Here is a 24272-nt window from a genome sequence, read left to right as displayed (position 1 = left end):
TATGTACTATATAAAAACGAGAACTGCATCCCAGTTCTCGTATAATTATTATGATTCTTTTTGTATCATGTGACTTACTACAATTTTGTCATAAGCTATTTTCAATATCAGATTTCAAATTTATCATTTTTTATTACCTGATTATATTTCGATACATTAAATAATTATATAATTTTTATGCAATCATTTTAATGAGTAGATTAGGAATAAGTGTAGCTACTGCTATTCCATAAATAAGATCAAGCCATGCTACTGAACCCAATGCGCATAAAAATATGATTCCCACAATCGGAGTGCCGAAAATTTTAGCTAATATAGGTGTTTCTTTTTTTCTTACGGATTTCCATATACTTTTTGCATCACCAACACTTGGAAAAGAATGCATAGTTATCGATACACCAAGCCAAATTAAAACATATTCTAAAGCATTGCCGCTCTCAAACTTTATAACTGGTATAGCGGCAGGCAATGAAATTAATGCACCAATTACTGTGTTTACTAGAAACGGGCCTATACCTATTAGAATTTGCTGCTTTGTAGTCTTTGGTTCTTCATGAATAACGTAACCTGATGGGTTACCAAATCTAAAATAGCAAACATCAAATACTGCAACTCTTGATATTTTACAAAATAATTGATGGGCAATCTCATGAACTATTACCCCAGGAAAAGTTACTATTGATATTAAAAAGCCTGGTATTAAGTACATTATATTTCACCTCGCTTATTTATCTCCATTGGTTTGTTCCATTGAAAACTGACGTAAGAAATTCAACTTCGAATTCATCATTTTTCTCTCTAAGTAAATTAAGTAAATCGTCTCTCTCTTTAATCATATCGTTGTAGTGATAAGCTAGAGAAAGACTTGAAATAGCTTGATTACTATTTTTGTCAAGCTCATATGCTTTTTTTGCTATGTCCAATGCATCATTATCATTATTTCTCTTAAGCTCTATTTTAGCCATAGATATATATGCTCCTGGGCTCTCAGCATTCATGTCAAGTACTTTTTCACAATACTCTAAAGCTTCATCATATTTGCCTTGCTCTCTATATATTGAAGCAAGAAAAAGATATGAAAAATGAAACTCAGGCATAGAATTAATAACTTCTTTTATTAACTTCTCAGCATAATCATATTCTCCAAACTCATATAAAACATCTGCTAGATAATACTTTCCTGCAGTATCATTTGGATGATTATTTACATAACTCTCTAATTGTATTAATAGCTCTTCCGAATAGTAATTCTCCTGTGGACTGTTTAATATCTTAGTTAAATCTTCATTTGGATAGTAAAAGGTAGATATATTATCTGTAACGGTATCAAGCTCTTTGATTAAATCTTCATCTACCTCTTGTCCAACAATTTTATTAATTGTCTCTACTGCTTCATCAATTTTACCATTTTGATAGTATGCAATACTAAGTTTAGCCAGAGCAAGTGTTGAATTAGGATACTTGTTTAATATTTTTTCATATTCATTCATAGTAGTGATATATCTCCTCTCCTTCTCGGCCCTAACCCCTCTTTCATGAGCAACACCTGCTTTCACTGAAGATGGAAACTTTACAAGAGATAAAATAAGAATAATAATGATTATACCAAAAAAAGCTTTTATCCATAATGGTATTGGACGGTTTGATAACTTATCTCTGCACTCCTTACACAAGGGTACCTTATACTCCGGTTCTACTAATGAGCTATTGCAATTTGTACATACAATTACATCATCAGCAATATCCATCGTTTCAATATCCTCAGTCATAATTTCATCCTCCTTTCAAATAATTCGTGTCATAAAACAAAAAATCCTTACATACCGAAATGCATGAAAGGATTTTACACTTACACGTTATAATTCGGCAACCCGGCTACCATGGTCATCTGACTTTAGATCCGCAGCTTTGTGTCCTTATCTTTCGATAAGTTTACCTTTTTCGAAAATTTGTTAGTCTGTTAGTTTTGTTTTACCACCGACGTAGTATATCAAATCTCATCCGAGAAATTTGTAGAATGTTGTCGATTAAAACATTTTTCCATCAATATTATCATTTTTAGTACTTTAATACTATAAAAAATCCACTATCTTATAACCTGCTTTAGTAGGTTAAAGATAGCCGATTCTCTCATTATCTAAATCAAGTATTCAATGCTCTTAGTAAAGTGCGATAGAGTATTCCTCAGTAAATACCATGTCCTCAGTAATTTCGACGAACTGGTTGATCATTGCAAAATTAATAGAGCCTTCAGGTACTACCTTTGGACGATCACTCATAGCACGTGGCTGGAATTGTGAATCAATGAATATATCTTTAATCTTGGTAAAAGAAAATGATCCTAATGTACCGCATTTGACTCATTTTCTAGATATTCATTGCATTCTTTTGTTGAAAATCTCAGTTAGAATGTATTTGACATTTACTTAGATATGACAACCAAAGTGTCTCTTCAGCTCCAGTTAGTGATCATTTTATTATTCTGTGACGCTAACATCATCTAGCATATCTTTGTTCGAAAAATTTCTTTGGTTCATCTCTTTTCAATTTGATAAGTACTACATATTCGATTTGACTTTTCAATAATTTTGATATTTCTTTGTTTATGCAAATATCAAATGTTCCTCCTTTTTCTTCATCTTCTTTTAAATCATACTCATCAATTATATATATTCTTAGATACCACCTGTAACATTCATCAAATAACCCTAATTTAGCATATGTTTCTCCTGAGCGACTCTTATAAAATGTTTCATTATCTTTTGTAAGTTCTAGTATGAAATCTTTTGAAATGACTTCTTTTGTAGTTAAGTATCCATCATGTTCAAACCAATCCCTTACTTTGCATATTTTCTCATTCAATAAATTGTTTTTATCTAAAACCTTCATGATTAAGTTAATACTTATTCTTAGTTCATCTAAAGATACAACTGATTCTGTATATAATATTTCTTCATTAAAACATTTGAAAGAAGAAATATACATAGCATTCCTAAGCAAAAAACTCATCTTTTTTCTTTGCTTTACTATAGTTGTCCCTCCTTGTTTTTTAAAAATAAAAAACTCTCATGCCGAAAAAGAGCATGAAAGTTTTCATACTAAGTTGTCCGGCAGCCTGGCTGTCATAGTAATCTCTTGCCTTAGATCCAATAGCTTTGCGTTCCCACATTTCTATGAGTTTGCCTTTGTCAATTTTAATTATATCTAAGAAATTTCTAGAAATTATTAAACAACCTTTTACATCAATCCCATATTCTTTATTAATTTACAATTTCTTTTTTATTTCTTTATAATATTACACATTTTGCATTTTGGGGACTTTAGTACCAATAGTTTATATTCCACATAGTACACCTCTCCCAATTTCTAACTTTCTCTATATTCTTTTTATAAAATTAGCATTACTTTGCTTTATATTTTAGTTGTATATTATATGTAATATTTTTATGAATCCTATTATTTTATATAGCCTTTAAATTGAAAATCTATCAGTATCTTAAAAGCTTGTTAGAATCAGTTTTGGGAACAATAAAAACTGTAAGCATAATAATTATAATGCCTACAGTTAAATATCTATAAAATACCATTCTATTTTTAATTTTACATCTTTATTTTAGATACTATATTGACAAGCTTAGTTGCACTTTCTAAGTTACCATTTGTTGTATTTCTGATATTGACAAGCTTTTCTACTATATTTGTCGTTCTAACTGCTATATCTTCGACTCCACTTGCCCCTTCATTCATTGTTATAGACACTTCATTCACAGCTGTTGAAATGTCTTGTATTGCAGCTCTCAGCTGTTGAAACGTAGCACTGAAATCCATAATTAGGCTATTAAATGTATCTGCGTCTTTACTGTATTGTTCTCCTACTCCAACAAGGGTTTTGTAATCTTTATTTACTTCTGTTTCTACAAACTCAAGTATTTCCCTTGAGCTTTTTACTAGATTATCTACTGATGGATTTACTATTTCCACTACTTCCTGTATATCTGTTATTGCTTGTGATGATTGTTCTGCTAATTTTCTTATCTCATCTGCTACTACTGCAAACCCTCTTCCAGCTTCTCCTGCTCTAGCTGCCTCTATAGCAGCATTTAATGCTAAAAGGTTGGTTTGACTTGTTATCTGAAGTATTGTATCTGCTAGTATATTTATTTTTTTAACTGCATCTATCTGTTCTATTGCAATATCTAGGTCTTTCTTTACATTTTCATATATCTTTTCAGATTTCTCAACTGACTCTACTGCAGTATTTTTCAGCTCTCCTGCTCTTTTGTATACATCTTGTGCTTCTAAAGCTCCTGCCTCTGCTTTCTGTGATATTGATTCAATAGCCTTTTCTATTTCTTGTACCGACGCATTTATTTCTTCTGATGATGCTGCGGTTTCTTCCATTCCTGCAGATAGTTCTTCTGTGGTAGCAGATGTTTCTGTTGCATCATCATTTAATTCTGTGGATGCTAATTCAACTATGTGTGCGTTCTCTTTTAAGATATCAGATGATTCATTTAGTTCTTTTGTAAGGTCTCTTAAGGAATTCCTTAGAACAAGCATAGATTTTGCCATAGTTCCAGTTTCATCCTTATTTTTTAACAGCTTTTCTGCCTCTGAATCATATGTCAAATCAAAATTTGCTGTTTTATTTATTAGCTCTGTCACTTTTATGACTGGCTTTGAAATCGATTTGCCTATAAATAAACTTATTAGTATGAATAGAATTATTCCAAAAACTTCAATTACAAAAATCGAATTTCTTAAGTTATTGACAGGAGCAAAAACTTCGTCTAATGGTGGTGCTATTGCTAGTATCCAACCATTATTCAACTTCGCATAGCTTAATACCTTATCGTCGCCTTTAAGCTTATACTCCACGATTCCAGTATCATTTTCATTTATTATGTCTGTTATGTATTTAAGCTTACCATCTTCTATAGTATTTAAATTATCTTCATGAGTTAGTGTTTGATGAATTAGAAAATCATATTTATCGTTTAGTAAAAATGCGTATCCATTATCATAAATCTTCATATTTTCAATTGTTTTCTTTATGTCTTCTATTTTAATATCTATACCTACTACTCCAAGTAGAATACCATCTTTATATAATGGCTGAGTGTAAGAAACCATATTTATGTTTAATGCGCTGTCTATATAAGGATCGCTCCAAACAGGTCTATTGCTTCTTATTGGCTCATAGTAATATGCCATATCTTCATTATCTATATTATAATCACTTAATTCCGTAACTTGCTGGCTAGTGTAGCTCCCGTTCCCCACCATATCAGCATACCAAACTTCATGTGCTTCATTTGTTAAAGCAGGATCAAATAATATGTAAACTCCTTGTGCTCCATCTAATGTTTCTGCGGTTTTTTTAACTACTGGTGATATCATATTCTTGTATTGATTAATATAATTACTAGGATCAGCATTAAACTGCTGCATATCAAACGAAGCCACAACATTGTTTGCTACACTATCAATAGATGACTCAATACTTGATAGATTTTCGCTAAATTTATTAGCATAGTTTCCAGCCATATATATCAGCTTATCATTAGCTTCGTTCTTTATTGCCTTAGTTCCTTGTAAAACACCTAAAATCCCCACTATTAAAGACAAACTTAATGAACATACAAGAATTCCTACAATAATCTTAAAGCTAATTTTTTTCAATTAAACTCCCCCTTATGATTAGAAAATATAGATTAGTAATTTAGTAAATATGAAAAACAGCCTCCCTTCTTTAGAAAGTCATTTTTTGTAGTTTCATGTCACTTATTGGCGAATATTTATTAACATTATAGCTGATGTTGAATTATTACTCAACATTTTTTTGTTAATTTTCAGTTAATTTAGTGGTGTAAATATTAAGTCAACAAAAAAATAGATTGAAGCAATCTGATATTTCAATCCATTTTTTATATAGTTATAGTAAACATAATTTGTTTGCGTATATCACTTTACTATCTTTATCCAAAATAGCTATACATTCTGAACTACTCTTAAGTATATGTTGAAAATATATTTTATGCATTATAAGTTCTTCACCTAACTTTTTTATCAGTAATATCTCTCGCTATTGTGATCACGACCTCTTTATCAAAAAGATCAAAACGCTGTGAGTTGATATCAAAGATAATCGCTGATCCAGCTTTAGAAATACAAATAATCTCGAAAGCAAACTCTTGGCAATTTGATATTTTACGGATAATTTCAGGGTTGTTTATGAGGAAATCTTTATCAAATAAATTCTTTAAATCTATATTTATCAATTCCTCTTTTGTGTAGCCAAGTTTTTTACAGGCTGTTTTATTTGCGTCTATTATATTGGAAATTATTCCATTATTATCTACTTCATTAAGGAAAATAGCATCATTAACATTATTAAAAAGCAGTTCATACTTCTTTTCATTTTCCATTAATGTCTTTCTTATTATTTCAGTATCTTGAATTTCGTTCAAGATAAGTTTGTTTATTCTATCTATTACGTGCCTGCTTATGTCTTTATCTTTAATTATACTTAAAAAATTTGATACCTCTGGGGTCTGCGTGATTAAGCTTTCAAATGTACTTGGTACTTTTTTAGCTTCTAATATTAGTTTTTCTGCATCAATGTCTAATTCCCTTGCAATATTTATTAATGTTTCTTCACTGGGAGGAGGTTCAACATTGTTCTCTATTTTACTTATGTAAGAATGGTTTACACCTATTCTTCTAGCTAACTCCCTCTGAGACATTTTTTTTATTCTTATATTTTTCAAATATTTCGCAAATGTCATAGTACCCTCCATTTAATCTTGTATTACTTTTTTTATGTTTTTGCAATATTTAATATTTCTAATTGTAAATTTTAAAATTGCAAAAATATTCGACAAAAAAACTGTAAGTATTATAATTATAATACTTACAGTTAAATATTACCATGTTTTTCTGTTTTGTTTTTATTACAGCTTAACTTTAGATACTATCTTAACAAGTATGTTAGCGCTTTTTAGATTACTATTAGTTGTGCTTCTAATATTTGTAAGCTTTTCTACCATGTCTGTTGTTTTAACTGCTATATCTTCGACTCCGCTCGCCCCTTCATTTATTGTTATAGACACTTCATTTACTGCTGTTGAAATGTCTTGTATTGCAGCTCTCAGCTGTTGAAACGTAGCACTGAAATCTATAATTAGATTGTTAAATGCCTCTGCATCTTTACTATATTGTTCTCCTACTCCAACAAGGGTTTTGTAGTCCTTATTTACTTCTGTTTCTATGAACTCGAGTATTCTTCTTGAGCTTTTTACTAGATTATCTACCGATGGATTTACTATTTCAACTACTTCCTGTATGTCTGTTATTGCTTGCGATGATTGTTCTGCTAGCTTTCTTATCTCATCTGCTACTACTGCAAAGCCTTTCCCAGCTTCTCCTGCTCTAGCTGCCTCTATAGCAGCATTTAATGCTAAAAGGTTGGTTTGACTTGTTATTTGAAGTATTGTATCTGCTAATATATTTATTTTTTTAACTGCATCAATTTGTTCTATTGCTAAATCTAAGTCCTTCTTTACAGCATTGTATATAGAATCAGATTTTTCTACTGCCTCTACTGCACCTGCTTTTAACTCTTCTGCTCTATTATGTACTTCCTGTGAAGTTAATGTTCCTATTTCAGCTTTTTGCGATACTGACTCTATAGCTTTTTCTATTTCTTGCACTGATGCATTTATTTCTTCTGATGATGCTGCTGTTTCTTCCATTCCTGCGGATAATTCTTCTGTTGTTGCAGATGTTTCTGTTGCATCATCATTCAATTCTGTGGATGCTATTTCAACTATGTGTGCACTCTCTTTGATACTATTAGAAGCATTCTTTAACTCTGTTGCTAGATCTCTTAAAGACTGCCTTAATGAAACCATTGCTCTAGCCATAACACCTGTTTCATCCTTACTTTTATTAACTATGTTTTCCATAGCTTTATCATAAGTCAAGTCAAAGTTAGCGGTTTTATTTATAAACTCAGTAACCATAACTATTGGCTTGGAAATCGATTTTCCTATGATCAAGCTTAAAAATATGCATAAAGCTAGTCCGAATACCTCAACTACAAAAATTGAAGTTTTAATTTTGTTTACTGGCGCAAACACCTCATCTAGTGGAGGTGCTATTGCTAATATCCAACCATTATTCAACTTCGCATAGCTTAATACCTTATCATCGCCTTTAAGCTTATACTCCACGATTCCAGTATCATTTTCATTTATTATGTCTGTTATGTATTTAAGCTTACCATCTTCTATAGTATTTAAATTATCTTCATGAGTTAGTGTTTGATGAATTAGAAAATCATATTTATCGTTTAGTAAAAATGCGTATCCATTATCATAAATCTTCATATTTTCAATTGTTTTCTTTATGTCTTCTATTTTAATATCTACACCTACAACACCTATTAGCACATTATCTTTAAACACTGGTCTTGTATATGAAACCATATTAATATTTAGCATGTTATCAATATATGGATCACTCCATACAGGTTTCTTCTCTTGTATTGGCTGATAGTAGTAAGACATATCTTCATTTTCGGGAGAATAAGCTTCTATGGAATTAGCTTCTTGTTTCATAAAAGTACCATTTCCTTTGCTGTCTGCATACCAGACTTCGTTTGTCTTACCTGTAAGCTCTGGATTAAATATCATATATGTACCTTGAACTAGTTCAAGAGATTCGGCACTTTCTTTTATAATAGGATCAATAGAGCTGGCATACTGGCTAAGATAGTTTTCAGAATCAAGGTTAAATTCCTGTAGATCAAAGGAATTTTGTATGTAGCTAGAGGCTCTATCTATAGAGGTTTGTGCTTTTATTAGACTTTCACTAAATTTACTAGCGTAGCTTTCTGACATATACAAAAGTTTGTCATTAGCTTCTTTTTTAATAGCATTTGTACTTTGTTTTATACTTAGTACTCCTATTATTAGTGAAAGACTCAATGAGCACACAAGAATAGCTGTAATTATTTTCACGTTAATTTTTTTCAATTATACTCCCCCTTCTAAATTACAATTTATATTCTATTCAACATGTACTCTATACTTTAAGTAAATTCTAGTTTGCATAAGATGACCTTATATTTAGTTATACTTATGTTCAATTCAGTTCACCCCCTTAATATAATCTAATATTTTTACATTTGTGTATCATTTATTAATCGCAAACAAAATAGCAAGTATAAAAATATATTTAAATGAATTTTTTGTCATTTTTTAAAATATTGTGTCAATTTACAGTTTATTATACACCCTGGTGAGTAAAAGCTCAACGCTTCGATAGAACTATTTAAATTAAAAAGCTGTAGGCATCATGATCCCTACAGCTTTTTATCCTAGCTCAGTCCAAGCTCTTTTCTCTTCTTTTCTATATGGTCTACATATATTTGTATTGTTTTTTCTGCATCCATTTCTACAACTACTTTCCCAAGTCCTAAGGTCTCTGTTGTTTCTGTAAGTGTTTTAACTACAACATCACTACCTGTGATTGATGGAACAGGAGCAACATGAACTAACCATCCCAAAGCTACTGCAGTACAAGCATCTGCTACTGCCTTTTGCTCTAAGTATTCGGGGGCTCCAATAACTAAAGGAAGCTTATTTGTATCAACATTTAGTGCATCTGCCAATTCTTTTGCAGTATGTGTCATTTTACCAATGTCAACACATGCTCCATAAGTCAATACAGGAGGTATACCTAGTTGTTTACATACTGCCTTTAATCCTTCTCCCGCTTCATCTGCTGCTTTTGGATTAGTAAGACCGGTGTATTCCATAACTGCTGACGTACATCCACCTGAAAGCACTAAAATATTGTTTTCAATTAAGCCTTTTGCAATTTTGAATACATTACTTCCACCTTGGCCATATCTAGCAGTAGTGCAACCAACTATTGTAGCTATCCCACGAATATTTCCATTAGCAATTTGTTCAATCAATGGGTCAAAGCTACCTCCAAGCGCCTCTCTAACAGATTCTGTACTAAATCCTACCATACAATCAGATACATGCGGTGGTATATATGTTTTTCTATCTGAAGCTTTACGCTCTTTAAATGCTTCAATTGCTTTATTTAGAGCCTTTTCAGCTTGTTCTTTCATTTTCTCAGGTACAAAATCTAAAGTTTCAGTACCCTGAAGCTTGATAACTGGATGTGTACTAAGCAGTTTAGTTCCAAAGCGCTTTGCAAATAGCGGCATAGTTGGAACTGTACAGTTATAGTCAAACATGAACAAATCTACTACACCTGTAGCAAGCAGGTATTCTTGAGAAAGCCACTCTCCCTCTTGACCACCATAACCCTTTTGATCATGTGTCCCGCTGTAATTCATCAATTGCTGTCCTTCACATACATGCCCTAGTATTTGCATACCATTTGCACCAGCATCTTTAGCTTTTTGCTGCCATTCATCTGTAGAAGCTAAATCAATAGCTACATGAGCAAGTAAAGGCATATGTCCATTTGTAACTATATTTATCATATTCTCTTTTAGTAGTCCCATATTTTGCTTTTTCATGGCAATTTTTTGAGTTCCCATTAATATTTCTTGGATTATATCCAATAAGAACAATCCTTGGTACTCATTAGCAATACCTAATCGTACGCTATTTAACAAGAATTCAACAGGGTCAGATCTAAAGTTTGTCATGCAGCTAGTTTGTGCATACGCTACCTCGCTATAACCGCCACCAGGGAATAACCCGAGCTTTTTCCACAGTTCTTTTCTTCTTGTAGGTGCAAAAGCCTCAACAGACTTTGATGGAATATGATATTCACTATGTATGTCATCAATAACCCACTGTGCAAACTCAACTGCAACCTTATTTATATCTTTATTTGCATCCAATCCTGCCATATCTGCATACTTTTTAAGCTTTTCTGGGTCTCTTATCTTAAGTCCACTTTCTGGATGCTCTCCTGCAGCCCTTAGTGTCCTTGCAGCTTGGTGGGCATGGAATATGTTAGCTGATGTACCTATTGTAACGTGCCTATACATAAAGTTTCTTGCCACCATAGTATGAGCATCAACTCCACACACTCCACGTGGAACCTTTGAGTTTATACGACACGGGCCATTGGCACATAGCTGACAAGATAACCCTTCTATGCAGAATTTGCATTGAATAGGCTGTTGCTGGCTAAAACGATCAAATACATTTGTCATATCCGCACTATGTACAACTTGATACATCTCTCTCATTGCAGGGTCAATAATAACATTTAGAGGATAACCTTCCTTAGATTGATCATTCTTTTTAATATGCTCTCTCTGCCATTTATGAATCTCTTCCATTGAAGGCATTTTATCAATAGCTTCATAGTCAACCTTTACTCTTTTATGAATATCTTCATGCAGTATCGGGTCATTATAATCTTCACTTGTAAGTTGAGAACCAAAAGTTTTGGAATCGCCTCTCATCCTTTCAGCACTTTTCTCAAATGATTTCTGTATATCTTTATCTGACATCATATACCCTCCTTAGGTTTAATATGTTCAATCATTAGTTTCTCTATAATTTAGGAGGATATACAATATAGAAATAAAAAAGATACAAATCATTTGATTTGTATCTTTTAAGATATAATTCTATTAATTTTTCATTAGTGTAACAAATTCTTCGGTATCTCTTATGCTGTTAAAGTCTTTATCAGTCTTAATCATTTCCTTGAATTCTGGATAAAGTTTAATCGACATCTTTAAATCAGCAGTACATCTGTTTATTTCTTCTTTCCTTGCATAACAGCATGCTCTATTATAATATAGAAATCCTGTTTCTGGGTTGTTTTTTATTCCTTCAGTCAATATCTCTATAGCTTCATCTAATCTGCCTTGTTCAATAAATATTACAGACTTATTAAGATATGAATATGGGTATCTAATATTTAGCGATATTGACATATCATAGTATTTAATTGCTTCATCTAAAACTCCAAGGTGCTTTTGTACTACGCCCATATTAAAAAGTGACTTAAAATACTCATCTTCTATTTCTATACTTTTTTTTATCATTTCATAAGCATTTTCATAGTCTCCTATTTCTTCATATAGTGATCCTAAATTATTAAAGGCCATGTAATCATCGGATGTTAAACTGATGACTTTTTTATAATATTCTATTGCCTTTTCCTTATCACCAGTTTCGTCATAAATATTAGCCACATAAAAATATGCTCTATCATATTCTGGATCAATATCTATAGCTTTAAAGTAGTATTTTAGAGCTTCTTTTTTTTCGCCCTTTTCATCAAATATTATTGCTATCCCATATAAGGCTCCTGCTTCACCTGGGTTTATTTCTAATATTTGTTTATATGTTTCTAAAGATCTATCCTTAATACCTAATTCATCATATAAAATAGCTATATTATACATTATTTCTATAGTGTCTATATTCTCTCCATTAAATTCAAGTGCTTTGTTATAAAATTTTAAAGCTTTTTCTTTTTTATCTTCATCATAGAAGTTTTCTGCCAATATTAGGTAATTATTTCTTCTATCAGTTTTATTTAGTTTCTGTTTCATTAAGCTTACACCTCTTATTTTTGATGTCAATTTATTATAATACAATTTTTGTATTTAATCTAGGATATTTGTAAAACTAATAATAATAAGTTTAGGAGGACATAAAATGGATTTACATGCTATTTTCTTTAAAAGTAAAGAATTAAATATTTTAGAGTTATTCATTAGAGCTTCTGTTTTATATTTTATTCTTTTTGCTTCTGCTAAGACACTAGGCTTTAGACAGCCTGGAATAATAACCCCTTATAACTTTTTAATGGCAGCAGGCGTTAGTCACATTGCTGCAGCAAGAATGGTTAATCCTGAATCAAGATTAATTGATGCTATTAGTATTATTATTATTTATACAATGATACATATTCTCTTTTCATATTTATATCTAAAATCTCCAAGAATTATAGGTCAAGACAGTAAGATATTAATAAGCAAAGGAAAGATAATAAGGAAAAACTTAGATAAATCTAAACTTACAATAGACAATGTTTTTTCAATACTAAGACAAAAAGATGCTTTTAATCTAGAAGATGTTGAGTACCTAATAGCTGAAAGTATAGGTGATTTTAGCGTAGCAATAAATTCAAACTCTTCACCTGTACTAAAATCTGACCTAGGAATTATACCATCTCAACAAGAATTATCTCATATACTGATATATGAAGGTAGAATTGATGAAAAAATACTAAAAAATCATAATATTAGCTATGATTGGATCTATGAACAGCTAGCTGCTAATCAGGTAGTTAATCTTAATGAAGTATATTTAGGTATAATAACACCTAATAAAAAGCTATATATAAACAAGTGGGAGTGATAATATGCCTCATGTTTTTGGTGTAATCAAAGATATATCACTAATAGGATATGTTATTAGAACTTTTATAGTTGGAATTATCGTCTATTTTGTTGGAAGATTTATATTTAAAAGGGCTATAAACCAGCTAACAATATATGATTTTGTTCTTGTATGGATACTAGGAGCTCTTACCGTTGCACCTTTACTTGATGGTAAAATCTCTTTTACATATATTATTATACCATTACTAACCTTGTTCTTTTGGCACTACATTATATCAATCATTTCTATGAAATATAGAAACATAGCAGAATTTTTTAATGGTAAACCTGTCATATTGATAGAAAATGGTAAAATAATTAAAAAGAATATGAAGAAACATTTTGTAAACATAGATATATTAATATCTGAACTCAGACTAAAAAATATTTTTAATCTATCAGAAGTAAAGTATGTAATATTAGAGCCTAACGGTCATTTAAGCGTTATGAAGTCAGAATCACATCAACCCGTCACTCCAAGGGATATGGATTTAACAGCAAAGCCAATTGACCTCCCTGTAGTTATAATAAATGATGGTAATTTAATAAAAGAAAATTTACATGCACAAGGAGTAGATATTAATTGGCTCTTTGATAATCTTGCTATGTACGGTATAAGCACTATCAATGAAGTCTTTCTTGCAACACTAGATAAAAATAAAAGGCTTTATGTTTCAAAAAATGATTAAAGGTCTAATAAGAATTAGACCTTTAATACTATCCTCTTAGTACTTTCTTCTTTCTGTTATATTCTTCTTCACTTATTTCACCATTTGCAAGTTTTTCATCTAGAATGTTTAATGCAACGCTATTTGAAGAAAATCTAGCATTACTATGCGAATTGACTCCCTTAAGTATAACATATATTAAAAGAACACCTAATAATATTGGAATGATCATCATAAAACCACCTCCAAACATTCCGCATCCTGCTCCAATTCCGTAACCAAATCTCATCATAAAAAATCCTCCTTTCTTCTCAGCATCAAATATGAATAAAAAAAATGTTTGCTCATATCCAAATTTTCATATGAGTCATGTATAATATTTATAATTTTATATTAAAGTTTATATGTGAAGGAATTATGAAGATTTTTGTTTTTGAGGAATTGATAATGAAAATTTTGTTCCTTTCCCTATTTCACTATCAACAGATATACTTCCACCATGTGCTTCTATTAAAGACTTAGCTATGGTTAGTCCAATACCAGCTCCACCAGTCTTTCTGTTTCTTGATTTTTCTCCTCTGTACAATCTTTCAAAAACATAAGGTAAATCCGTACTTGATATACCCATCCCTGTATCTATTATATCTATTGTAATTTGGCCATAGTTTTCTTTAAGGACAATTTTAACTGTTCCATGTTCATAAGTAAACTTTAAAGCATTTGAAATAATATTTATCATAATTTGACTTATCTTGTCTTTATCAGCTTCAACAGTAACACTTTCTTTTATATTTTTTCTTAAATTAATTCCTTTAATATCAAATTGATATCTAAAACTTTCTACTAACTGATCAATGTTTTTTGATAAGTCATACTCTTCTAACTCAAGTGTTATTTTATGGTTTTCAATGTCAGTAAGATATTTCAGCTGCTCTACAAGCTTAATCAATCTGACGACTTCATTCTTGCAGATATCTAATTTTTCATCAGTCGGCTCCCATATGCCATCATTGAAGGCATCAAAATGACTCTGCAATATTGTAAGCGGCGTTCTGAGCTCATGCGATATATCTGTAGTTAATCTTTTCCTAAGATTTTGTTGTTCATTCAATGATTTAGCTAGATGGTTAATAGAATTTGACAGTTCCTGAAGCTCTTCAGTCTTATTCTTTATATTTACAGAAGTATCTAGTCTTCCTTCTCTAATTCCATTGGCTGCCTTCGTAATTTTAAGAATAGGCTCTGACATGATATTAGCAGTGTGAATTCCTATAAAAATGGCCACAATAATTGCAATTGCAGAAGCATAAAATATAGAAGTATTTATGCCTTTTGTAAAATCTATTTCTCTTTGAGATATAATAAATGGACCTTCATATCCAATCTCTAGCGTTCCTATTCTCTTTCCATTCATCTCTAAGTCATAATTCTCTACTGTAGTATTTTCATTTCTACTAATATTATTACTCATTCCTCCCATCATACTGTGTCCCATACTTCTCATCATTTGATTATGCATTTCTATCATATCTGACTGTTGATAGTGGGTATAAATAATATTTTCATCTTCATCTTTTATAACAATGTCAAAGGCATCTATCAAAGGAGAGGCATTTATATTATTTAAAGCTTTATTGGTCCATCCACTTTCAACAGAATATGATTTATTAATCATTTCAACTATATCTTTTACTCTTTCTGCTTGCTCATCCTTCATATATAAATTAAATTTTCTAAAGATTGTAATATTCGTCACAATGCTTACTAAAGCAATCGATATAATTATTGCTCCTAAAATCATCATAATTATTCTAGTTTTCAACTTCTTAGGCATATTAATCCCCCATAAATTTATATCCGACTCCATAGACTGTTCCTATATATTTATAATTATCGTCATTTATCTTGTGCCTTATATTTTTAATATGTGTGTCAATAGTTCTATCATAACCGTCATAGTCATATCCAAGAACTTTTATAACCAGCTCGTCTCTACTAAATACTTTTCCTGGATTTTGAGCTAGAATTGATAGCAGCTTAAACTCAGTTGGTGTCAAATCTATTACTTTATTATTTTTTTCTGCTTCCATACTATTTATATCAATCAATAAATCTCCGTTATTGTATTGAATAATATCTGCCTTTATTATTGCTTCACTTACTCGTCTAAGAATAGTTTTAACTCTAGCAACTAGCTCTTTGGGACTAAAGGGTTTAATTAAATAATCATCTGCTCCAAGATAAAGTCCAGTTACCCTGTACTCTTCCTCGGTTTTCGCAGTCAACATTAATATTGGTACCTGAGATTTAGCTCTAACTCTCTTACAAATATCTTCTCCAGAAATATCTGGAAGCATCAAATCAAGTATTATAAAATCTATAGTTTCATCACTAAATAGCTTTAGCGCTTCATTCCCGCTATATGCTTTATGGACTTTATATCCTTCTTTTTGTAAATATGCACTCACTACTTCAACAATTTGTTCCTCATCATCTACTACTAGTATACTCTTAGCTATTTCATCCATGACATCACCTCAATTTAATAATACATTATTTTCTATTAATAAAATACAACTATAATATACCCTAAAAGTTTGAAGTAATTATGAAGTTAATAACAAAAAATCAATTAATTAAGTATACCTATGATTTTGAACAATATTAACTTAAATAGCATAGTATAAAGTGAAAAAATATGAATGTATTTTATTTTCTATAAACTATTAAATCGAGGTGAAGGTAGTGAATAATTATATATCAAAATCAACAGAGTTAAATCTCTTTTGGCTGAGAATCATGAAAGAACACGCAATATTTATAGCAATGGGACTACCATGCTTAAAACCCGAATTGATACAGAAAGCTAAATATTTTGAAATGCAATATGACACTTTACTAAAAAAATGGTATCAGAGAAGACTACTTACTGAAGAAGAAGTAAGAAATCTAAACAATCAAGCTATATATCTAAATAAAAACTATATTAATTATAAAACAGAAATCCTTCAATATAATCTAACATGCCAAACTCCTCTTCAAAATCTATATGCTTTATTAATAGATCATATTAGAAGAGAAGCGATTCACTTTACTAGAGAACTCGAAAAACTACAAACAGGAGTAGTTGATATTCCTGGTTATAAGATTATGTCAGAGCAAGCATTCTGGACGAGAATTATGGCAGACCACTCTAAATTTATAGTTCATCTACTTGACCCTTCTGAGCGCTTATTTGAAAAACAGTCAAGAGAATTTAGCGATCTATTCGATGATTTAAGGTGTCAGGCTGTAGATCTCAAAGGAATGATAGCACCGTCTTATATGATAATACCAACTATTGAGAGATTTACTGGACAGGTTATAGACGCTACACAAAAACTAAGAGATTTCAAAAAAACTGCAAAAGACTTAACTAGCGAATGTAAATTGCTTGGTGAAATACCAGAACTTCTTGCAGATCATGTTTTAAGGGAAGCAGAGCAATTTTTACATGAATTAGAAGAACAACAAGACTTAATAAAAGGAATTAGTAAAAAACCAAATGAGAGAAAATAAACGATATAAATAATATCTAAGCATGTCAAAATCATGACATGCTTTTTTTATAGAAATTTATAAAAAACTTTTGACAAAAAACAATCCTCTTTAGTATAATGTAATATACCCCCTCAGGGTATGTTTGCTGATAATCCATTCAGTCAATTTAATAGTATTCACAATAAGGAGGTATTTTAACATGGAATTGATTTTCACAAAAACTGATAAGACAAAGATTATTAAAAAGTACGGATGGATTTTTACACTAATAGTAGCAGTAGGAGGGCTGTGGTATCCAAAGTTGGGATTATTAGCAATACCTATTATGGCAACACTTTTTATTCTCCCAATTTTTAAGGGTAAATACTGGTGCGGTAACTTCTGTCCACACAGTAGTTTATTTGAGTCACTCTTAGGTTCTATTAGTAAAAATAAAAAAATACCAGCATTTTTTAAGTCAAATTTTCTTTCTATAGCATTTTTATTATGGTTTGGGTTTAATTTGACTAGGAAGTTAACAAAAGTATTTTCATTATACGGTACTATGCAGTTTTGGGATAAACTTGGCTTAGTATTTTCAGTAAACTTTCTGATGGTGGCTGTAGTAGGTGGTATACTTAGCATATTCATATCTCCTCGTACTTGGTGCAGCTTCTGCCCTATGGGAACCATACAGAAACTTCCTTATAAACTTGGTAAAGCAATAGGAATTGCCAAGCTAACAGACAAGAAGGTCACGATATCAGATCATGATAAATGTTTAAAATGTGGTAAATGTTCTAGAGCATGTCCAGTACAACTAAGTCCACATTCAAATTTTTCTACAAGCAAACAATTCAATCATGAAGATTGCATAAAATGTTCAGGATGCATTGAAAACTGTCCTATCAAAATACTTTCACTCGAGGCTGAACATAGCTTAAATACTACCAAATAAAAAATCTAAATCCACACGGATTTAGATTTTTTATTCATCGATAACAGGCATAATCACAGTAAATAAGTGATATTTTATAGCCTCTTCATTATCATTTTTCTTTCTATTTCCATATTTTTTATTAACTGTTTTTAATAGCTCTGACACTTCCTGTGCTTCCTCATGTGTTAAATAAATTTCGTCACTCATAAATCCACCAGTATATAAATCCTTTTTGGTGTCTTTTTCTTTATCTAATTCAGCCATACGACCTAACTGTTTTATTACCACATTTTTACTTTCATCATATATTACAGAAATAGCTCTTTCAGCCTCGCTTAAGGCTACTTTATCAATACAATTCCCATGTTTTTTATGTTTGATGATAAACTCTTCAGCAGTAGGTTCATAGTATTTCGCAACTATACCATTGATTTCTTCTGTATGTACTATGTGTAACAAACCATACTTCTCCATCTTTTTTACATGATAGTGGACTTTAGACGGTATTTCCTTCATAAGGTCTGCAATCTGCTTAACTGTAGCAGGTCTGCCAATATTCTCAAAATGAGTTAATATTTGAAGCCTGTATGGATCTGAAAAAGCTCTTATTTCCTCAAGAGTAGATAGAATCTTTTGTTCCTCCATTATTTATCACCTCTACTCTCTATTATACTAGATTTCTATGCATTTCGGAAATCCTTGTTTATAAGAGGTAAAACAGATACTATTACTATAAAGATACCCATTACAGCAAATATACTTGTTATGCTGAAAGTTTCAGAAACCAATCCTGTTAATGCACCGCCAATTGGCATAGCGCTTAAAGTCATCATTCCTGCTAATGATATAACTCTACCTAATATTTCTTTAGGTGTATTTGAGAGCATATGTGAACTCAATGGAGCAGATACTGCTGGGAAAAAGAAACCAATTATAAAAAATAATACTGCAGCTATAATAATTGATAAAGGATACTCTATAGTTAATAACCCAGGTAAACTAAATAAAGCATAGCTCAATCCAACCCCTCCTAATCCTACTGAAACAAGAGTAGAATTTCTAAATCTTGAGCCAAATTGTGCAACTGCTAACCCTCCTAAAATCATACCAATAGGAAAGCCCATAGCAATAATTCCATATCCATCAGGTCCTAAACTTAAAACATCCTTTACATATGCAGGAAGTAATACATTGATTGGTGAAAGACAGAAGTTAATAAATGCAAATAGCACCAATGAAATCATCACTATGTTTTGACTTTTAACAAATATAAATCCTTCTTTTAATTCACTAAAATAATTATTCATATTCAACGGCTCTTTATGAACTTCAGGCTCTTCAACTTTCAAAAAATATATTAATACAGCAGATAATAGAAATGTCAATCCATCAATAAATATTGCTCCTGAGTATCCCAATACCCCAATAATTAATCCTGCAGCTCCAAGCCCTAATATTTCTGCGAATGAAGTAGTTGATGTAGTAAAAGAATTAGCACTTAAAAAAAGCTCTTTAGGAAGTACTAAAGGCAATAATGATGTTTTGGCTGGTTTAGCAAATATTTCAAAAGTAGAGTTAGTAAATGTAAAAATAAACAAATGCCATGGCTCTAATTTTCCTATTAGATACAAATATGCAGTTAAAGAAACAACAAGGGCTCTCCCAATATCGCCAAACACTGCAGCTTTTCTCTTAGAAAAGCGATCAACTAATACTCCTGAGAATGGACTTAGAACAATACCTGGTATGGCATTTACAGCAAAAATTGTTCCTAATAACAATGTAGAACCTGTTAATTCATAAATCATAAGAGAATAAGCTATAGAATCAATAGAATCACCAAATCTTGAAATAACGCTTGCCAATAAAAGCTGTATAAAACTCTTATATGCAGTTAAATCCTTTAAGTCAATTTTTTTGCTAGCAGCACGATCCATAAAGAACCCCCATTAAAATTTATTTATCGTTAAAATAATTTTAACGATAAATAAATTTTAATGCCTAAGTAACTTATTTGTCAATACTAATTTTTTAAATATTTTTATTATTTTCCCACAAAAAAATACAGGATTATTCAATCCTGTATTTTTTGATCTAATTTTATATTTTAAAGTACTATCTTATTTTTAAAACATCAAAATAGTCTTTAAGATGGCTTTCTATTTCACTTAATTCATGTGCTTTAAATGCTGTAAAATTACCTTTCCCATCTAGCACAGTATCGGAATCTCTAAAGTTTTGTATTGTATATCTTTTAGCTCCTCTAATATATTCACCTATACTTAATATATCCCCAGTACTTAAAAGCTCTTTACACACTGTGGTTCTAAATTCATTGTCTATATCGGAACTTTTAATAATATCTATACTTTCTTTTATTTTATCTATGTCAACAGATATATTTGCTACTTTACTATACTTTTCTAACGGCGCCTTTATATCCATAGCAATATAATCTAACAAATTCTGTTCCAATAGCATTGTGAGAATCTTAGGATTAGTACCATTTGTATCTAGCTTAACTAAATAGTCCATAGATTTTACCTTCTTGATAAATTCTACAAGTTCATTATGAATTGTAGGTTCTCCACCAGAGATACAAACTGCATCAATCAACTTATGTCTTCTAGAAAGGTATTCAAATATATATTCTTCTGATATGTCTTCTCCATTATTATACACAATCCCAGAATTATGACAGAATGGACATCTAAAATTACACCCTCCAGTGAATAATACAGTGCATATCTTATCAGGATAATCTATAAAAGATGATTTTTGATGCCCTTTAAACTTCATACTTACACCTCTTAATATTATATATTAAACCGCTTGCTTAGCTTTTTTATTTAAGCTATCATCTACATCAAATTCTAATCTGTCTTTAAATTCTTCTTTTTTGCCCTTATTCCAAGCCTGCACAGGTCTATGGAACCCTACAACTCTAGTCCAAACCTCTGTGTCTTTTCCACATTCAGGACAAGCAAATTTCTCTCCTTTTATATATCCATGATCTGGACAAATACTATATGTTGGTGTAACAGTAAAGTATGGTATTCTACTGTTTTCAAAAGCTCTTTTTACAAGCAGCTTTGTCGTTTCAACACTATCTATTTCTTCTCCTAAGAAACCATGTAATACAGTGCCTCCAGTATACAGGGTTTGTAATCTTTCTTGTAGTTCTATTGCCTCAAAAACATCTGCAGTGTGCCCTACAGGTAATTGAGTAGAGTTTGTATAATAAGGTTCTTCAGTACCTTGAGTAACTATTTTAGGGAACATTCTCTTATCCATTCTGGCAAATCTATATGCGGCACCTTCTGCAGGAGACGCTTCAAGATTCCATAGACTTCCTGTCTCTTCTTGGAATATCTGAATAACTTTGTTCATAAACTCCATTACTTCAACAGCAAATTCATTTCCTTCTTCAGTAGTTATGTCCTCACCTAACAGATTGATACAGGCTTCATTCATTCCGTTAAGTCCTATGGTGCTGAAGTGGTTTTTGAAATATTCTCCCTCAGCATCCTTTATAGCTTGTAAATAATACTTAGAATAGGGATAAAGACCAACATCCATGTATCTCTCAAGAACTATTCTTTTTGCCTCACATATTTCTTTAGCTATCTCCATTAAATCTCTTACTCTCTTTTTAAACTCTTCTTTAGATTTTGAAATATAGCCTATACGAGCCATATTTAACGTAACAACATTGATTGACCCAGTAAGTGGATTTGCACCAAATAAGCCTCCGCCTCTTCTTCTAAGCTCTCTATTGTCCAATCTTAGCCTACAGCACATACTTCTTACATCCTCTGGGTCCAAGTCACTATTAACAAAGTTTGCAAAATATGGCGTACCAAACTTCCTTGTCATCTCCATAATATTATTAGCTACATCTGAGTCCCATGGGAAGTCTCTAGTTATATTTATAGTAGGTATAGGGAAACTAAAGCTTCTGCCTGCACCATCACCTTCCATCATAACTTCGCAGTATGCTCTATTGAACATATCCATTTCTTTTTGGAATTCACCATACTGTTTATCCATTCTTTTTCCACCAATTATTACATCCATCTTCTTAAGCATAGGATGTGGAGTAATATCTAATGTCACATTTGTAAATGGTGTTTGAAATCCAACTCTTGTTGGGATATTAAGATTAAATACAAAGCTTTGAACTATTTTCTTTACATCATCATATTCTAGTTCATCATAATATATAAATGGTGCAGCATATGTATCTAATGAGCTTACTGCTTGAGCACCTGCTGCTTCTCCTTGTAGTGTATACAACCAGTTAACTATTTGCCCCAAGAAAGACTGTAAATGTTTAGCTGGGGATGATTCAATTTTACCACTTGCACCCTTAAAACCTTTTATCAATAATGCCTCTAAATCCCATCCACAACAGTATGGAGCTAGCAGGCCTAAGTCATGTATATGTAAATCTCCTTTAATGTGAGCATCTCGCAATTCTTTTCGATATATTTTATTAAGCCAGTATTTTTTTGTAATTGATTCAACAATATGATTATTAAGTCCCTGAAGACTGAAGCCCATATTTGCATTTTCATTAATACGCCAATCATCTAAGGAAACATATTCGTCTATTAAGCTTTCAGCATCCATAAATAAGTTCTTTACATCTCTCAGTTCTTCCTGCTTTCTTCTATACAATATGTATGCTTTTGCTGTCTTTGCATGTCCTTCTTCTATTAGAACCTTTTCAACTATATCCTGTATATCTTCAACAGTAGGAATACTAGCTCCAAAAGCCTCATTTACTATGCCTTCAACCATCTCTGCCAGCTTATTAGCCTCTTCTCTGTTATCTCCTCCAACTGACTTAGCTGCTGCAAATATTGCATTTTCTATTTTTAAAATATCAAAGTCTACAATATCTCCGTTTCTCTTCTGAATCCTTGTAATCAAGCCATCAACCCCTTTATATTGTGGTAGTAATGGGCCACATACAGTATATATAGTATATGGCCCACTTTTATTATAAAATAATTATCCAATACATACAACTTATGTTCTCATATTTCTACCGCCATTTTTTTAATTTAGGACAGAAGAACTAGCGTTTATTTGAGTATGATTAATTTATCAAAATAGGGATATAAATATAATATACAAATTTTACAGAGGTGAATACTTTGAATTCAATAGACATATTGGTAAATGAGCATAAAAATATCAAAAAAATACTTAAGATTGTAAGAAAAATATGCCTAAGTATAGTTGAAGGAATAGAAATTCCTTATGATGATCTTTATTCCATAATTGATTTCATAAGAAACTATGCTGATAAATATCATCATGGTAAGGAAGAAGATATGCTGTTTAAAGACATGGATGCTGAGTTATCTGAAAAGATAGGAAAAGGACCTATTCAGGGAATGTTCATTGAGCATGACTATGGTAGGAGCTTTGTTAGAGAGCTTGAAGCTGCACTTAAAGCTCATCAAGCTGGTAATAATGAAGCAACAATTGACATAATAGCAAATGCAGTTGGATACGCAAATCTTCTTAATAAGCATATAGACAAAGAAGATAATATGATATACAAATTTGCAAGCAATAACCTTAAAAAAGAGACTCTTAAAAAGCTTGATAGGCAGTTTGAAACCTTTGAAGAAACTAAACAGCATATTGAAGTAAAGAAAAAGTATATTGAACTAGTAAATAAGCTAGAAGAAAAATATATAAAATAAGTGGTCCATATGGACCACTT

At 31.2% G+C, this 24272-nt stretch carries 21 protein-coding genes and 2 riboswitches; of the genes, 5 read left to right on the top strand and 16 right to left on the bottom strand.

The genetic code is table 11. The annotated features are described in order from the left end of the window. Positions 1-175: 175 nt before the first annotated feature. The 9 genes from HNR33_RS15180 to HNR33_RS15140 form a co-directional block, all read right to left on the bottom strand. Complete coding sequence (locus HNR33_RS15180) at positions 176-709, bottom strand: metalloprotease family protein (RefSeq protein WP_429084858.1); 534 nt, start codon at positions 707-709, stop codon at positions 176-178. Between the two features lie 19 nt (positions 710-728). Continuing rightward, entirely contained in the window at positions 729-1769 is a 1041-nt protein-coding gene (locus HNR33_RS15175) for a tetratricopeptide repeat protein (RefSeq protein WP_429084857.1), read from the bottom strand. 93 nt (positions 1770-1862) lie between these two features. Further along, positions 1863-1947, bottom strand: a riboswitch (cyclic di-GMP riboswitch). A 212-nt stretch (positions 1948-2159) separates the two neighbouring features. Next, positions 2160-2306, bottom strand: a complete 147-nt coding sequence (locus HNR33_RS15170; RefSeq protein WP_429084884.1) for an oleate hydratase — start codon at positions 2304-2306, stop codon at positions 2160-2162. A gap of 190 nt (positions 2307-2496) precedes the next feature. After that, positions 2497-3009, bottom strand: coding sequence for a hypothetical protein (locus HNR33_RS15165; protein WP_429084856.1), 513 nt, complete (start codon positions 3007-3009; stop codon positions 2497-2499). A 97-nt stretch (positions 3010-3106) separates the two neighbouring features. Continuing rightward, a riboswitch (cyclic di-GMP riboswitch) is annotated at positions 3107-3194 on the bottom strand. A gap of 406 nt (positions 3195-3600) precedes the next feature. Next, positions 3601-5682 carry a methyl-accepting chemotaxis protein gene (locus HNR33_RS15160; protein ID WP_429084854.1) on the bottom strand — a complete coding sequence of 694 codons (2082 nt, stop codon included), beginning with the start codon at positions 5680-5682 and terminating at the stop codon, positions 3601-3603. Positions 5683-6053: 371 nt separating this feature from the next. Then, positions 6054-6770, bottom strand: coding sequence for a helix-turn-helix domain-containing protein (locus HNR33_RS15155; protein ID WP_429084852.1), 717 nt, complete (start codon positions 6768-6770; stop codon positions 6054-6056). 183 nt (positions 6771-6953) lie between these two features. Beyond that, entirely contained in the window at positions 6954-9038 is a 2085-nt protein-coding gene (locus tag HNR33_RS15150; RefSeq protein ID WP_429084850.1) for a methyl-accepting chemotaxis protein, read from the bottom strand. A gap of 344 nt (positions 9039-9382) precedes the next feature. Next, on the bottom strand, positions 9383-11515 hold the full coding sequence (gene cooS / locus HNR33_RS15145) for an anaerobic carbon-monoxide dehydrogenase catalytic subunit (protein WP_429084848.1): 2133 nt from the start codon (positions 11513-11515) through the stop codon (positions 9383-9385). Between the two features lie 123 nt (positions 11516-11638). Further along, a complete protein-coding gene (locus HNR33_RS15140) occupies positions 11639-12571 on the bottom strand; it encodes a tetratricopeptide repeat protein (RefSeq protein WP_429084846.1) in 933 nt (310 codons plus the stop codon). A gap of 106 nt (positions 12572-12677) precedes the next feature. Between HNR33_RS15140 and HNR33_RS15135 the strand changes: the two genes are divergently transcribed. Together HNR33_RS15135 and HNR33_RS15130 are read left to right on the top strand one after the other, a co-directional pair. Beyond that, complete coding sequence (locus tag HNR33_RS15135; protein WP_429084844.1) at positions 12678-13382, top strand: DUF421 domain-containing protein; 705 nt, start codon at positions 12678-12680, stop codon at positions 13380-13382. A gap of 4 nt (positions 13383-13386) precedes the next feature. After that, on the top strand, positions 13387-14094 hold the full coding sequence (locus HNR33_RS15130; RefSeq protein ID WP_429084842.1) for a YetF domain-containing protein: 708 nt from the start codon (positions 13387-13389) through the stop codon (positions 14092-14094). 28 nt (positions 14095-14122) lie between these two features. Here the strand turns inward: HNR33_RS15130 and HNR33_RS15125 are convergent, their stop codons facing one another. The 3 genes from HNR33_RS15125 to HNR33_RS15115 all read right to left on the bottom strand — a co-directional run bounded on the left by HNR33_RS15125 (position 14123) and on the right by HNR33_RS15115 (position 16601). After that, a complete protein-coding gene (locus tag HNR33_RS15125) occupies positions 14123-14365 on the bottom strand; it encodes an SHOCT domain-containing protein (RefSeq protein WP_429084841.1) in 243 nt (80 codons plus the stop codon). Between the two features lie 123 nt (positions 14366-14488). Further along, entirely contained in the window at positions 14489-15907 is a 1419-nt protein-coding gene (locus HNR33_RS15120) for a sensor histidine kinase (protein WP_429084839.1), read from the bottom strand. A 1-nt stretch (position 15908) separates the two neighbouring features. Then, on the bottom strand, positions 15909-16601 hold the full coding sequence (locus HNR33_RS15115; protein ID WP_429084837.1) for a response regulator transcription factor: 693 nt from the start codon (positions 16599-16601) through the stop codon (positions 15909-15911). A 217-nt stretch (positions 16602-16818) separates the two neighbouring features. On the opposite strand from HNR33_RS15115, the gene HNR33_RS15110 reads away from it, so the two are divergent. Together HNR33_RS15110 and HNR33_RS15105 are read left to right on the top strand one after the other, a co-directional pair. Then, positions 16819-17631: a DUF2935 domain-containing protein gene (locus HNR33_RS15110; RefSeq protein WP_429084835.1), complete on the top strand. Its 813-nt coding sequence runs from the start codon at positions 16819-16821 to the stop codon at positions 17629-17631. A 181-nt stretch (positions 17632-17812) separates the two neighbouring features. Next, positions 17813-18550 carry a 4Fe-4S binding protein gene (locus tag HNR33_RS15105; protein ID WP_429084833.1) on the top strand — a complete coding sequence of 246 codons (738 nt, stop codon included), beginning with the start codon at positions 17813-17815 and terminating at the stop codon, positions 18548-18550. A gap of 30 nt (positions 18551-18580) precedes the next feature. On the opposite strand, the gene HNR33_RS15100 is transcribed toward HNR33_RS15105, so the two are convergent. The 4 genes from HNR33_RS15100 to HNR33_RS15085 form a co-directional block, all read right to left on the bottom strand. Continuing rightward, a complete protein-coding gene (locus HNR33_RS15100) occupies positions 18581-19177 on the bottom strand; it encodes a helix-turn-helix domain-containing protein (protein WP_429084831.1) in 597 nt (198 codons plus the stop codon). 35 nt (positions 19178-19212) lie between these two features. Then, complete coding sequence (locus tag HNR33_RS15095; protein WP_429084829.1) at positions 19213-20469, bottom strand: MFS transporter; 1257 nt, start codon at positions 20467-20469, stop codon at positions 19213-19215. 178 nt (positions 20470-20647) lie between these two features. Further along, positions 20648-21331: an anaerobic ribonucleoside-triphosphate reductase activating protein gene (locus HNR33_RS15090; protein ID WP_429084827.1), complete on the bottom strand. Its 684-nt coding sequence runs from the start codon at positions 21329-21331 to the stop codon at positions 20648-20650. Between the two features lie 24 nt (positions 21332-21355). Then, complete coding sequence (locus tag HNR33_RS15085) at positions 21356-23467, bottom strand: ribonucleoside triphosphate reductase (RefSeq protein ID WP_429084825.1); 2112 nt, start codon at positions 23465-23467, stop codon at positions 21356-21358. A gap of 227 nt (positions 23468-23694) precedes the next feature. On the opposite strand from HNR33_RS15085, the gene HNR33_RS15080 reads away from it, so the two are divergent. Then, positions 23695-24252 (top strand): hemerythrin domain-containing protein, encoded by a 558-nt coding sequence (locus HNR33_RS15080; protein ID WP_429084824.1) that lies wholly within the window; start codon positions 23695-23697, stop codon positions 24250-24252. Positions 24253-24272 lie beyond the last annotated feature (20 nt).

This window comes from Brassicibacter mesophilus (genome assembly GCF_050433385.1).
GTDB lineage: Bacteria > Bacillota > Clostridia > Tissierellales > Proteiniboraceae > Brassicibacter > Brassicibacter mesophilus.
The sequence above is the reverse complement of the archived record's forward strand: the minus strand, read 5'-3'. Positions and strand labels throughout refer to the sequence as shown.

Coding starts and splice junctions, on each gene's coding strand:
- HNR33_RS15125 (WP_429084841.1), bottom strand. CDS start 14,365: ATGATGAGATTTGGTTACGGAATTGGAGCAGGATGCGGAATGTTTGGA.
- HNR33_RS15090 (WP_429084827.1), bottom strand. CDS start 21,331: ATGAAGTTTAAAGGGCATCAAAAATCATCTTTTATAGATTATCCTGAT.
- HNR33_RS15140 (WP_429084846.1), bottom strand. CDS start 12,571: ATGAAACAGAAACTAAATAAAACTGATAGAAGAAATAATTACCTAATA.
- HNR33_RS15175 (WP_429084857.1), bottom strand. CDS start 1,769: ATGACTGAGGATATTGAAACGATGGATATTGCTGATGATGTAATTGTA.
- HNR33_RS15095 (WP_429084829.1), bottom strand. CDS start 20,469: ATGGATCGTGCTGCTAGCAAAAAAATTGACTTAAAGGATTTAACTGCA.
- cooS (WP_429084848.1), bottom strand. CDS start 11,515: ATGTCAGATAAAGATATACAGAAATCATTTGAGAAAAGTGCTGAAAGG.
- HNR33_RS15180 (WP_429084858.1), bottom strand. CDS start 709: ATGTACTTAATACCAGGCTTTTTAATATCAATAGTAACTTTTCCTGGG.
- HNR33_RS15105 (WP_429084833.1), top strand. CDS start 17,813: ATGGAATTGATTTTCACAAAAACTGATAAGACAAAGATTATTAAAAAG.
- HNR33_RS15100 (WP_429084831.1), bottom strand. CDS start 19,177: ATGGAGGAACAAAAGATTCTATCTACTCTTGAGGAAATAAGAGCTTTT.
- HNR33_RS15120 (WP_429084839.1), bottom strand. CDS start 15,907: ATGCCTAAGAAGTTGAAAACTAGAATAATTATGATGATTTTAGGAGCA.
- HNR33_RS15135 (WP_429084844.1), top strand. CDS start 12,678: ATGGATTTACATGCTATTTTCTTTAAAAGTAAAGAATTAAATATTTTA.
- HNR33_RS15115 (WP_429084837.1), bottom strand. CDS start 16,601: ATGGATGAAATAGCTAAGAGTATACTAGTAGTAGATGATGAGGAACAA.
- HNR33_RS15130 (WP_429084842.1), top strand. CDS start 13,387: ATGCCTCATGTTTTTGGTGTAATCAAAGATATATCACTAATAGGATAT.
- HNR33_RS15165 (WP_429084856.1), bottom strand. CDS start 3,009: ATGAGTTTTTTGCTTAGGAATGCTATGTATATTTCTTCTTTCAAATGT.